The 12,788-nt window shown below is 62.8% G+C and carries 10 protein-coding genes; 5 read left to right on the top strand and 5 right to left on the bottom strand.

All coding sequences use genetic code 11. The annotated features are described in order from the left end of the window. Window positions 1-39: 39 nt before the first annotated feature. Window positions 40-1,419 (bottom strand): ATP-dependent RNA helicase DbpA, encoded by a 1,380-nt coding sequence (gene dbpA / locus HDE77_RS18220; RefSeq protein WP_184419340.1) that lies wholly within the window; start codon window positions 1,417-1,419, stop codon window positions 40-42. Between the two features lie 116 nt (window positions 1,420-1,535). On the opposite strand from dbpA, the gene folB reads away from it, so the two are divergent. The 3 genes from folB (at window position 1,536) to HDE77_RS18205 (ending at window position 3,639) form a co-directional block, all read left to right on the top strand. Further along, window positions 1,536-1,895 carry a dihydroneopterin aldolase gene (gene folB, locus HDE77_RS18215; RefSeq protein ID WP_184419339.1) on the top strand — a complete coding sequence of 120 codons (360 nt, stop codon included), beginning with the start codon at window positions 1,536-1,538 and terminating at the stop codon, window positions 1,893-1,895. Beyond that, window positions 1,895-2,383, top strand: a complete 489-nt coding sequence (gene folK, locus HDE77_RS18210) for a 2-amino-4-hydroxy-6-hydroxymethyldihydropteridine diphosphokinase (RefSeq protein WP_184419338.1) — start codon at window positions 1,895-1,897, stop codon at window positions 2,381-2,383. Before folB ends, folK begins: the two co-directional genes overlap by 1 nt. Before the next feature lie 395 nt (window positions 2,384-2,778). After that, window positions 2,779-3,639, top strand: a complete 861-nt coding sequence (locus HDE77_RS18205; protein ID WP_184419337.1) for a DUF6159 family protein — start codon at window positions 2,779-2,781, stop codon at window positions 3,637-3,639. A gap of 32 nt (window positions 3,640-3,671) precedes the next feature. Here the strand turns inward: HDE77_RS18205 and HDE77_RS18200 are convergent, their stop codons facing one another. Continuing rightward, entirely contained in the window at window positions 3,672-4,418 is a 747-nt protein-coding gene (locus HDE77_RS18200; RefSeq protein WP_184419336.1) for a pteridine reductase, read from the bottom strand. A 71-nt stretch (window positions 4,419-4,489) separates the two neighbouring features. Beyond that, complete coding sequence (locus HDE77_RS18195; RefSeq protein ID WP_184419335.1) at window positions 4,490-5,275, bottom strand: hypothetical protein; 786 nt, start codon at window positions 5,273-5,275, stop codon at window positions 4,490-4,492. Between the two features lie 267 nt (window positions 5,276-5,542). Here HDE77_RS18195 and HDE77_RS18190 point away from each other — a divergent pair, with 267 nt between their 5' ends. Together HDE77_RS18190 and HDE77_RS18185 are read left to right on the top strand one after the other, a co-directional pair. Then, window positions 5,543-7,735 carry a TonB-dependent receptor gene (locus HDE77_RS18190; protein WP_184419334.1) on the top strand — a complete coding sequence of 731 codons (2,193 nt, stop codon included), beginning with the start codon at window positions 5,543-5,545 and terminating at the stop codon, window positions 7,733-7,735. 135 nt (window positions 7,736-7,870) lie between these two features. Continuing rightward, entirely contained in the window at window positions 7,871-9,064 is a 1,194-nt protein-coding gene (locus tag HDE77_RS18185; protein WP_184419333.1) for an SAM-dependent methyltransferase, read from the top strand. Between the two features lie 136 nt (window positions 9,065-9,200). On the opposite strand, the gene HDE77_RS18180 is transcribed toward HDE77_RS18185, so the two are convergent. Then, window positions 9,201-11,435: an LTA synthase family protein gene (locus HDE77_RS18180; protein WP_184419332.1), complete on the bottom strand. Its 2,235-nt coding sequence runs from the start codon at window positions 11,433-11,435 to the stop codon at window positions 9,201-9,203. A gap of 46 nt (window positions 11,436-11,481) precedes the next feature. Next, window positions 11,482-12,729, bottom strand: coding sequence for a multifunctional CCA addition/repair protein (locus HDE77_RS18175; RefSeq protein ID WP_184419331.1), 1,248 nt, complete (start codon window positions 12,727-12,729; stop codon window positions 11,482-11,484). Window positions 12,730-12,788: the final 59 nt, after the last annotated feature.

The raw sequence follows: 12,788 nt of genomic DNA, 5'->3' as shown, positions 1-12,788 counted from the left end.
AGAGCGGTCGTGCGTGGGAGTCGCTGGCCACGCACGTTATCAGCCAAGCGGCCGTACACGGAAGTTGCGGCCTTTGATCTTGCCGGCACGCAGCCGCTCCAGCGCCTTGTTCGCCAGCGCGCGGCTGATCGCCACGTAGGCGCGGGTAGCGAATACATCGATCTTGCCGATGTCGGTTGCGTTCAATCCGGCATCGCCGGTCAGTGCGCCGAGAATATCGCCGGGGCGCAGTTTGTCCTGGCGGCCGGCATCGATCACCAGTGTTTTCATCGGCGCCAGATGCAGCGTCTTGCCTCGCGTCGCCGCGATCTTCAATGGACGCCACGGCAGCGGACTGCCGGACAGCTCTTCGATGTTGCTGGCCTTCGGTCGTTCGCGTGACGTGCACAGCGTGATCGCCAACCCGGACTGTCCGGCGCGACCGGTGCGGCCGATGCGGTGCGTATGGGTTTCCGGATCGTGCGGTATGTCATAGCTCACCACCAGCGGCAACGCGGCAATGTCCAGTCCGCGCGCGGCGACGTCGGTGGCGACCAGCACGGCGCAGCTGTGATTGGCAAAGCGCACCAGCACTTCGTCGCGGTCGCGCTGTTCCATGTCGCCGTGCAAGGCCAGCGCGGAGAAACCGCGACGGTCGAGCTCCTGTGCGACCGCATCCACCTCACGGCGCATGTTGCAGAACACCAGCGCATGTTCCGCGCGGTCGCCGCTCAGCAGCTGCGCCAATGCATCCATCTTCTGCGCGGGCTCCACTTCGTGGAAGCGTTGCTCGATCGCCGGCCGCTCATCGACGGGCGCATCCACCGTCACTTCGACCGGGTCACGCTGCATGCGCTGACTCACCGCGCGGATCTCCTGCGGATACGTCGCCGAGAACAGAAGCGTCTGGTGATGCTTGGCGATGCGTCCCACGATGTCGTCGATCGCTTCGCTGAAACCCATGTCGAGCATGCGGTCCGCCTCGTCCAGCACCAGCACCTTGATGCCGCCGCCGTGCAAGCTGCCGCGCTTGAGGTGTTCCTGCACCCGCCCCGGCGTACCGATGACGATGTGTGGGTCGTGGGTCAGCGATGCGAGCTGCGGGCCCAGCGGCATGCCGCCGCACAGCGTCAGCAGCTTCACGTTCGGAATGTTCGCCGCCAGCTTGCGGATCGCCTTGCTGACCTGGTCCGCCAGTTCGCGAGTCGGGCACAGCACCAGGGCCTGCAGTCGAATCGTGTCGGAGTCGAGTGTTTGCAGCAGGCTCAGCCCGAACGCGGCGGTCTTGCCGCTGCCGGTCTGCGCTTGCGCGATCACGTCACGCCCGGCCAGCATCGGCGGCAGGCTCTGCGTCTGTACCGGGGTCATTTCGGTGTAGCCGAGCGTTTCGAGGCTGGCGAGCAGGGCGGGTTTGAGTGGGAGCGTGTTGAAGGCGTTCATCCGCACATGATCGCATGCCGGCCGCCGCAGGGCTTTGGTGGCTATGTGGCGCGGCGACTTGCATCCCGGCGCCGGCTCGCCGACCCTGTACGGCTACAGCCTCAGTGATCACGCCCATGGACATTGTTTTCATCGAAGATCTGCGCATCGATACCGTCATCGGCATCTATGACTGGGAGCGCCGCGTGCGCCAGACCCTTTCGTTCGATATCGAGATGGCGTTCGACAATACCCGCCCGGCGGCCAGCGACAATATTGCTGACACGCTCAACTACAAAGACGTGTCCAAGCGGCTGATCGGCTATGTGGGCGAATCAAGCTTCGGCCTGGTCGAGACACTGGCCGAACGCTGTGCGGCGATCATCCGCGAGGAGTTCGGCGTCAGCTGGGTGCGCCTGAAGTTGTCCAAACCCGGTGCGGTACGTGGCGCGAAGGCGGTCGGCGTGCGGATCGAACGCGGCACTCGGCCGGCCTGATGGCGCGGGTCTATCTGAGCCTGGGCTCCAACCTGGAGCCGCAGCGTTATCTGGGCGCGGCGATCGAAGCCTTGCGCGAGCGTTTTGGCGAGATCACGGTGTCGCCGGGTTACCGCAGCAAGGCGGTGGGTTTTGCCGGTGCGGATTTCGTGAATCTGGCCGTGGGGCTGGATACCGATCTGTCGCCATCCGCGCTGAACGACTGGCTGCACGCGCTGGAGGATCGCCATGGCCGGCGTCGCGATGTGCCGCGTTACTCCGACCGCACGCTGGATCTGGACATCGTGTTTTACGACGCGCTGATCACGCAGGGGGCGGGCCATCTGCAGATTCCGCGCGGGGAACTCAAGCACGCATTTGTGCTGCGGCCGATCGCCGACATTGCGCCTGATTTCCGGCACCCGGTGAGTGGTCTGAGCATGGCTGAGTTATGGGCTGCCTTTCCTGCGGAGCGCGAGCCGCTGCTACCCGAGTCATGGTCGGGTTGACCTTGTAGACGCGACCACTCTTTCCCCTCTCCGTTGTGGGGAGAGGGTCGGGGTTAGGGGCGGGTGCTCGCGGGACCACTCATTCCCCGTCACCCCTTATCTGCGAAGGCAGTGGCCCAGCGCTCTTGCGCTTGACCTGTCGCTGCTGTTTCTGCCCAGTGCACCCTGTGCGCGAAGCTCTTGTGGGAGCGACTTCAGTCGCGATGCTCTGCTGTTGTTTGACTTGTTTAAGAGCTTCAAACAAGCAAACCAAACAGAAAAACCAAAGCATCGCGACTGAAGTCGCTCCCACAAGCGCTGTGCAACTCGAAGAGGTGCCTCGGGCTGCACTGTCGTACGCTGTCGGCGGGTGATACAAAGATCACCTACACAATCCACAGGGCGGGGGGATACGCATGGCTGGGAAATTTGCACGTAGCTGGGCACTGATGCAGGCGAGCGCGACGGTATTGCGTTCGGACAAGTCGTTGTTGATCTTTCCGTTGCTGTCGGGGCTGTGTTCGCTGTTGGTGGCGGCAAGCTTTTTGATACCGATTGGCATGACGTTATTCGGAAGCGTGCATGCCGGACAGGATATGCATCAGCGCATGTCGGCAGGTACCTACCTGGCGATGTTCATGTTCTATCTGGTGCAGTACTTCGTGATCATCTTTTTTCAGACGGCGCTGACCGGGGTGGCGCTGGCACATTTGAGCGGTGAGCCGACCAGTGTGGCGTACGGCTTCGCGCTGGCGCGGTCGAAGCTGACCAACATCCTGGGCTATGCCCTCATTGCCGCGACCGTGGGTCTGGTGTTGCGAATGGTCCAGGAGCGACTGGGCTTGATCGGCCGGTTGGTGATCGGCTTCCTTGGTCTGGCCTGGACCGTGGCCACGTTTCTGGTGGTACCCATCCTGGCCAATGAGGATGTGGGTCCGGTGGATGCGGTCAAGGGCAGCGTGGAATTGCTGAAGCGCAGCTGGGGCGAGAACCTGATCGGCAATGGCGGCATCGGCGTGGTATTTGGTCTGGTCATGGTATTGGCGATGTTGGTCGTCGCTGTGCTGTTTGGTGCTGCGTTTGCAACGCATTCGATCGTGGCGGTCGTGCTGGCGGCGGTCGTGGCGGTGTGCGGATTTATCGTGCTCGGCCTGATTCAGGCTGCGCTGCAAGGCATCTACGCGGCAGCGCTTTATCGCTATGCGGACTCGGGCGAAGCAAGCATGGGTTTCGACTCCGCGTTGCTGGAGCAGGCGTTCCGCAGCAAGCAGAAGTAACCCTGGTGAAGGACACCCCAGGAGGGGTGTCCTTACACCGACAGCGTTCGGCCACCATCGACGCGGATGATCTGGCCGGTGACAAACGGCGCGTCGCGCAATAGCCACAGCACCGCGCCGGCGACATCTTCCGGCGTGCCCGAACGCTGCAGCGGTGTGCGCGCCATCATCGACTGCTGGTCGGCGTAGGGCTTGCCGTCGCTGGGCCACAGCACAGCGCCCGGCGCCACTCCGTTGACGCGTATCTCGGGGCCCAGTTCCAGCGCCAGCGAGCGCGTCATTGCCGCCAGCGCTGCTTTGGCCATGCAGTACAGCGGATGGTCCAGCAACGGCCGCTCGGCATAGATATCCACCAGATTGACGATGCCGCCGCGCGCTTCGCGCAACGCCGGGATCGCCGCCTGGCTAAGGAAGAACGGAGCCTGCGCGTTGGAGGCAAACAACTCGTTCCACTGGGTCGGCGTCGCGCTGCCCACGGGTGTGGGATAAAAAGTCGATGCGTTGTTGACCAGCGCGTCGAGCCGTCCGTAATGCGCCAGAAGCTGCTCGATCAGCGGCGGCAACGTATGCAGCTCGGCCAGTTCGGCCTGCAGCAGCAAGGTGCTGCCCGCGCGCTGCTGCTCCAGTTCGTCTGCCAATACGCGGGCGGCCTCCGCCGATCGACGATAGTGCAACGCCAGGTCGTAGCCGGCCGCATGCAGCGTGCGTGCGATCACCGCACCGACGCGGCGACCGGCACCGGTGATCAGCGCGACGGGTCGGTCATGGCGTGGCTTCATGCGTCGGTTCCTGCGGCAATCCAGCGGACAGCTTGCCGCAAAGCCTGCGATGCGTCACCCGCTGCGCACTGTCATTTGGTTTTCGGGGTGCGCGGCTTCTTGCTCGCGGCCTTGCGCGCCGCTGCATTGGCGATCTTGCGGGTGGCGCCGGTCACCGCGCGATCGACCAGCTTATTCACGGCACGGCGAACGGAAGGCGCTTTTTTGCGGGCTGCCGGTTTGACGGTTTCCGCGGCGGTCTCGTCGCCCGCGTCTTCCATCACGACGTCGCCACTGAACAAGGCGATCGCGGTGCTGGCGACCTGTCCGGTGTCGTAGTACGCATACGCGCCGACGCCGAGCGCACCGATCACTGGCAGCCAGCGCGAGATGCCTTCGCTGAGGGTGCGCTGGGTGAGCTTGACGCCGATCTGCTTCGCCACACGTTGCGCGACGGCATAGGACATGCGACGAAATACCAGCCGATCGCCCATCTGCACGACCAGATCGCGGAACGCCTGCGCCGCGGTATGCCGGAACAGACACCACAGCATCTGTTCGCGGCCTAGGCTCGCTTCGCGACCATAGGCCGACGCGATATCGCTGACCATCTGGCCTTGGATCTTCCAGATCGCAATCAGCTCCGGCAGCAGGGTCAGCCAACCCAAGGGTCCGGGTGGCAGCGCCAGCGAGCCGGCGGTGAGAGCGGCGCGCTGGGCCGCACGATTGGCCAGGCGTCGTGCTTCGGCGGCCGGATCCTTGCTGTCGCCTACCTTGCTTGGCGGCACCTGGCTGACGAAATCGAGAATGGCCTGAGTGACCCGGTTGTGTTCGACCGGCCCGATCACCGCAGGGACTTGCTGGCTTTGCTTGGTCATGCAGGGATCGCTCCGTCGTTGGCTACGCATGGCCTGGTGCGGTGGATGCCGCAGGCGTCCATGCAGTCTAGACAAGCCATGTGAAGCCGAACGCAACGGCGCGAGGGGGCGGTTCAGGCAAGTGGCGCGAGCCACATCGGTGAGGGCCCGCGGCACGTCTCGCCGGCGAGCATGACTTTTGGCGCAGGTGGAAGACGGTCACCGCATAGTAATGTTATAACATTACATACACGGCCTCCTTACCCCTGCTCCTGACGGACTCCCCCGATGAAACGATCCATGCTGGCTCTCTGTCTCGCTATTGCACTAGCTACTGCCCATGCCACCGAAACGGCGCCGCTGGGCCCGACGGCCCCCGTCACGACCACGGCAACACCCTCGGCCCCAACGACGGGCGATGACACGGCAGATAGTGGCAGCGACAAACGTCTCAAGGCACAGAATCTGGGCGCCATCAGCGTCACCGCAGCGCTGGACCAGGCGCGCAATGGCTTGTCGCCCGACACCGGCAGCAGCCAGTATGTGATCAGCCAGCAGGCCATTGCGGCCTTGCCGCTGGGCGATTCCACGCCCTTGAACCAGGTGATGTTGCAGGCGCCCGGTGTGGTGCAGGATTCGTATGGTCAGCTGCATGTGCGCGGCGACCACGCCAATCTGCAATACCGCATCAACGGCGTGTTGATCCCGGAATCGATCGCCGGCTTCGGCCAGTCGCTGGATACGCAGACGATCCAGAACGTCAAGCTGCTGGACGGTGCGCTGCCCGCGCAGTACGGCGACCGCACGGCGGCCGTGGTGGACATCACCACCAAGAGCGGAACGGCGCTTGGGAACGGCGGCAGCGTAGGCGTTACCGCCGGCTCGTTCGGCACGTTCAATCCGAATGCCTCGTTCTGGGGCAGCAGTGGCGACTGGAGTTATTTCTTCACCGCCAACTATCTTGAGAATGATGTCGGCATCGAGAACCCAACCGCCAGTCGCACACCCATCCACGATCACACAAATCAGGTGAAGGGCTTTGGCGATCTCACTTACCTGATCGACAACGACACGCGCCTGAGCTTCATGTTTGGTTTCTCCAATAACCGCTTCCAGATTCCGAACAACCCGGATCAGACGCCGCAGTTCGGCTATCTGGATACGGTCAACTTCAACTCCGCCAACTTGAACGAGCAGCAGAACGAGCAGGCGCGCTTCGGCGTCTTGGCGCTGCAGGGAAAATTCGGCGATACGAATTATCAGGTCTCGCTGGGCGAGCGCTATAGCAGCCTGCAGTACCTGCCTGACGACATCGGCGACCTGATGTTCAACGGCGTTGCCGGGCAGATCAACCAGGGCGACCGTGCGACAACACTGCAGGCGGATTTCGCGATGCCGTGGGGTAACGGCCATACGCTGCGCTACGGCATCTATGGTGATTTTGATCAGGCTTACACGAATACCAATTCGCTGGTTTTCCCGGCAAACCCGGACGGTACGCAGGCCGGCACCACGCCATTCAATATCTACACGGGTACCAATGTGACGGCCAGGACCTGGGCTGCCTACGTCCAGGATCAGTGGAACATTGGTGAAAACTGGACGGTGAACTACGGTTTGCGCGGCGATGAATACGAAGCGTTCCGTACAGAGAGCCAGCTAAGCCCACGTCTTGGCGTGGTCTGGCAGGCAACCGACAGCACCACTGTGCATGCCGGCTATTCGCGCTACTTCACGCCGCCGCAAACCGAACTGATTTCCAGCGAAGACATCCAGGCATTCGCCAACACCACCAATGCGGTGAAGAACTACGGCAACAACACGCCCTTGGCCGAACGTTCCAACTACTTCGATGTGGGCGTTTCGCAGAACATCGGTTCAGCCTGGACCGTGGGGCTGGACACGTACTACCGCCAGGTCGACCGTCTGCAGGATGAAGGTCAGTTCGGTACCGCGCTGATCTATTCCACCTTCAACTACGCACTGGGTCGCGTGCAAGGCACCGAGTTCAGCCTGAACTACAACCAGGGTCCGCTGACGGCCTATTTCAACTTTGCGTATAGCAAGGCAGTGGGCAAGAACGTGATTACCAGTCAGTACAACTTCAGTCCTGAAGATCTGGCGTACATCGCCGACAACTATATCTATCTCGATCACGATCAGAAGCTGACCTCGTCGGGTGGGATCAATTACGCCATCACCGATACCACCAAGATAGGCGCCGATTACCTCTTCGGCAGCGGTTTGCGCGAGGACGGACTGGTTCCCAACGGCCTCGCCTTGCCGGACTACTTCCAGCTCAACCTCAGCGTGTCGCATGATTTCGACTTCGACAACCTCGGCAAGCTGCATACGCAATTGGCGGTCATCAACGCGCTGGATCGCACCTATGAGCTACGCAGCGGAACGGGCGTAGGCGTCGGCGCGCCGCAGTTCGGGCCTCGGCGCGGGCTCTTCCTGAGCCTGCAGAAGGACTTCTGACCGCGGCCCCTCTCCCTTTTGGGGAGAGGGCTGGGGTGAGGGGGCCGCGGGACCGCTATATCGGAGACTTCGGTTTTGCGGGGCCACCACATCAAGATTGCTATCCTTGCACCGCCGTCATACCGATGAACCTCCATGCAGTCTCGACTTCCCGACCCGAGCGCCGACGAACGCGCGCATTCTGACCGCTTGCTACAGCTGCTGCGCGAGCAGATCGCCTCGCATGGTCCGTTGCCATTTTCGCAATACATGGAGCGTTGCCTGTATGCGCCGGGGCTGGGCTACTACAGTGCGGGCAAGGCCAAATTTGGCGCGGCCGGCGATTTCATCACCGCGCCGGAGTTGGGCGAATTGTTTGCGCGTTGTGTGGTGAACGCGGTGCAGCCCGTGCTGGCGATGCTCGGCGACGAAGCGGACTTCCTGGAGCTGGGCGGCGGCAGCGGCGCATTCGCCGAGGCGGCGCTCAACGCGCTGGCGGCCGCTGGCACGTTGCCGCGGAGTTACCTGATCCTGGAACCCAGTGCCGACTTGCGCGAGCGTCAGCGCGAACGGTTGCGCATGAATCTCCCCACCGAGCTCAACGCCCGCGTGCAATGGCTGGATCGTCCCCCCGAGCAGGACTGGCAAGGCGTGCTGTTTGCGAACGAGGTGATCGATGCGCTACCGACCACGCGCTTCACCGTGCTCGGCGGCGAAGTCTATGAAGAGCACGTGGCGCTGGATGGCGAAGGCCATCTGCTGCGGATCGATCGTCCGGCCGACGCCTTGGTGGCTGGTGCCGTGCGTCATGTCGAGCGCGACCTGGGTGCGACGTTCGCCGACGGCTACCGTTCGGAAATCCTGCCGCAGTTGCCGTACTGGATCCAGGCGGTGGCCGGCTCGCTCAGCGCCGGCTTGCTGCTGTTCGTCGATTACGGCTATGTGCGTCGGGAGTTCTACCTGCCCGAGCGTGACGATGGCACGCTGATGGCGCATTACCGGCATCGCTCGCACAACGATCCCTTTTATCTTCCGGGTCTGAACGACCTTACCGCTTCAGTCGATTTCACCGCGCTCGCCGAGGCCGGCAACCACGCCGGTTTCGGTGTGGCCGGCTACCTTCCGCAGGCGCAATTCCTGATTGCCGCCGGGCTGCAGGACGTCTTCGAGCATGCGCAGGCGCAGGTTGCTGACGAGCACAGTCGGTACCGGCTCGCCCAGCAGGTGAAGAGACTCATGCTGCCGGACCAGATGGGCGAAAGATTCCAGGCCATGCTGCTGGCCCGCGGTATCGATGTGCTGCCGCTACCCGCGGAGCTGCTGGCCGCCGATCAAGGCGGCCGGCTGTAAAACCTACTCTGAAATTCCGCGCAAAGCTTTATTGTGGGAGCGACTTCAGTCGCGATTGGCTTGAGAGGGCCGGATAGCGTTATCGCGACTGAAGTCGCTCCCACAGTCTTCCGCGCAAGATGCGTTCCTACTCCGCCTATGGCGTGGTGCTCGCAGATGCGGGAGTCGAGCTCGCCGGCGCTGGCGCCGAACTCGCAGGTGAAGGTACCGAAGATGCGGCAGCCGGCAACGGCAGCGGCTGCACCGGCGTCGAATCGGTCGGCCGGTGCGCCAGCTGGCCATGCTTGAACAGGTCGCTCACCACCTGGTAGTAGGCCACCGCGTTTTCGACCAGCGTCTGGTTCACCGGTGTGATTGGCGTGGCGTCGCCAGTGTTGTAGTCCGGCTTGAACTGCTCCAGTTTGCGCTGCGGCTCCAGCACGGTGAGCGCATCGTCGCGCAGGTAGCCGAGTTTTTCGTAGGTGCCAGGGAACGCATGTTCGCGATCGGCCGACAGTTGCAGGATGTCCTGGCCGAAGAAGCGTGTGCGGTAGCTGAAGTTGAGCATGCCCAGCAGCGTCGGCGGGATATCCAGCTGGCCCATCAGCTGGTGCACGCGCTGCGGCGGGAAGTTCTTCGGTGAATAGATCCACAGCGGGATGTGATAGTGGTTGATCGGCAGGCTGCTCTTGCCCGCGCTGGAAGCGCAGTGATCGGCGGTGATCACGAACACGGTGTCATCGAAATACGACTTGGCTCGCGCACGTGCGATGAAGTCCTTGATCGACCAGTCGGTGTACGCCACCGCGCCGGGACGTGACGGTGCAATCTGCGACACCCGGCCCGCCGGGTAGGTGTACGGCCGATGATTGGACGTAGTCATGATGTGCAGGAAGAACGGCTTGCCGGCGGCATGCGCGTCGTCCATCTGCTTCAGCGCCAGCGTGTACAGATCTTCGTCAGACACGCCCCACACGTTCTGGCTGTGGATCGGGGCGTCCTTCGGAATATCGCCGCGATCGATCGTGCGATAACCGTTATGACTGAAGAAGTAGTTCATGTTGTCGAAGTAGCCGTAGCCACCGTAGACAAAGTCCGACTGGTAGCCGCGATCGTTGAAGATGTCGGCGATCGAAAAAAGATTCTCGTTGTTGTGTTCGCGGATCAGTGAATCACCCGGAGTCGGCGGCACCGACAGCGACAACGCTTCCAGCCCGCGCACGGTGCGCGTGCCATTCGCGTAGAGGTTGTCGAAGAACACACTTTGGCCGACCAGCGAATCCAGGTACGGCGTGAGGTTTTCCGTATTGCCGAAGGTTCCCAGGTAATCACCGGACAGACTCTCGACGCTGATCAGCACTACGTTGAGATGCTTCTCCGGACCCACGTGGCGGATCGCGCGGGTCAGATCATGTGGATCGGTGCTGATGTAGGTGGCGTCCGGCGTCTGCAGGTTATCGTGCAGGATGCGGAATGCCTGGTCCTGCGGCATCGTCCTGTAGAACTTCGCGTAGTCGAGGTGGCTGCTGCGGAACGCGGCAAAGAACTGATAGATACCATTGCCAGCCAGCTCGTTGACGTAGGTGTTGCTGGTGCGATCCTTCATGCCGCCGTTCACGGCGAACAGCGAAACCACGGTCAGCACCAGCCACAGCAGCGCCAGCTTGCCGCGCTGCCAGAGGCGGCTGCCGCTATCGCGCGTGCGCAGGCCGCGTCGGCTCAATGCGAACACCACCAGCGCCAGCGCTGCCAGCATCGCCACCCAGGTGAAAATCGGATACGACTCGCGGATATTGCCGATCACCTCGGTCGTGTAGACCAGATAGTCCACCGCGATGAAATTGAAGCGCACACTGAATTCGTTCCAGAACACCAGCTCGCACGCGGCGATGAACAGCAGCCCGAACAGCAGCACCAGACCCATCACATACATCGCCATCTGGCCATTGCGTGCGGAATACGCGAGCGCCGGCATAGGCAGGAAAAACAGGAACAAGGCGACCAGCGGCCACGATTCATGCAGCGCCACATGCCACCGCACGAACACCAGACCGAGGCAGGCCGCGTACAACAGCGCCATGGCGACCAGATAAAGCAGCCATTGCCCTGGGCCCGAAACGCGCGCTCGCCGCGCCGGTACCAGCCACAGGAACAACACCATCGGCCACGCCACATAGATAAACGTGACCAGGTCGTAGCCGAGGCCGACGCCAAACGCATACAGCAGGTTCAACGGGCCATGGGATACCTCGTGCCCGGACATCACCAGCAGCGCTACACGGGTGATGAAGGAGATCAGCAGGAACGTGATGGCCAGCCACAGCAGCGGGCGAAAACGTTGACGCAAGGGCGAGATCGGGGCGAATGCGCGCGGCACAGGGAACTCCAGCATGTATGAGATCGATCAGCGCCCAGGCCGGGAGCCAGTCATTCGGGCTTTATATAATAGGCGTGCTTAGCGAACGTGTAGCTTTCAGTGCGGCAATGGCGTCGATCCGGGCCGCTTCCATCGCGTTGCCGATCGCCGGGCCGGACAGGCCTTGCTCGATAAACGCGCCAGCATCGACCGCGGCCGACACGGCGCGTGCTTCGCGCAAGTAGGCGGCCTGCGGGTATTCGTCCTGTTCGTGGCCCAGTCGACCGCGTTTGTCGGCCTCGCAGGCGGCGAGGAAAACATCCAGCCGCGCAGGTCGGCGCAACGCATCCAGCGAGCTCAGCAGCTTCAGCACGGTGGCTGGTTTCAGCTCGAACGCGCGGTGCGCGTTCAGGTGCTCGCGGCACACCTGTTCGGCCAGCGCGGCGTGTTCCGTCGGCACCTTCAATCGCGCGGTCAGCGCGCGCAACGGAGCCACGCCTCGATGCTCGTGGCCGACATGGCGGGGCAGTTCGTCGGCCGGCGTCAGCGCCTTGCCGAGGTCGTGCACCAGCGCACAGAAGCCGACCAGATCGTTGCCTGGCGCAATCCGCGCCGCCGCGTCGAGGACCATTTCCAGATGCACGCCGGTGTCGATCTCCGGGTGAAACTCGGCGCGCTGCGGCACGCCATACAACGCATCCACTTCGGGAAACAGCACCGCCAGCGCGCCGCATTCGCGCAGCACGCGTAGAAATGCGGATGGCTGCGCTTCGGTCAGGGCTTTGCGGGTTTCCGCCCACACGCGTTCGGGCACCAGGTGATCCACTTCGCCATCGCGCACCATCTGCTGCATCAGCGCCATGGTTTCCCCGGCAACCGTGAAGCCTAGCGGTGCGAAACGTGCTGCGAAACGCGCCACACGCAGTACGCGCACCGGATCTTCGATAAAGGCAGGCGAGACATGGCGCAGCACGCGCGCTTCGACATCGCGCACGCCGTCATAGGGATCGGTCAGCGTACCGTGCGCGTCTTCGGCGATCGCATTGATGGTGAGGTCGCGCCGCGCGAGATCCTGCTCCAGCGTCACCGTCGCATCGGCCTGAAACACGAAGCCGTGATAGCCGTGGCCGGTCTTGCGCTCGGTGCGCGCGAGCGCATATTCCTCGCCGGTCTTCGGATGCAGGAACACCGGAAAGTCCTTGCCCACCGGCTTGTACCCCAGCGCCAACAGATCCTCCGGCCGTGCACCGACAACCACATGATCGTGATCGACCACCGGCCGTCCCAGTAATTTGTCACGGACCGCGCCGCCGACGAGATAGGTTTGCATAAGGTTGATTCTGCCACGTAGGAGTGGCTTGTCGGGGGTAGGTTGGGGTGAGCGCAGCG

Origin of the sequence: Rhodanobacter sp. MP7CTX1 (assembly GCF_014205795.1) — a bacterium.
Classification (GTDB): Bacteria; Pseudomonadota; Gammaproteobacteria; order Xanthomonadales; family Rhodanobacteraceae; genus Rhodanobacter.
The sequence above is the reverse complement of the archived record's forward strand: the minus strand, read 5'-3'. Positions and strand labels throughout refer to the sequence as shown.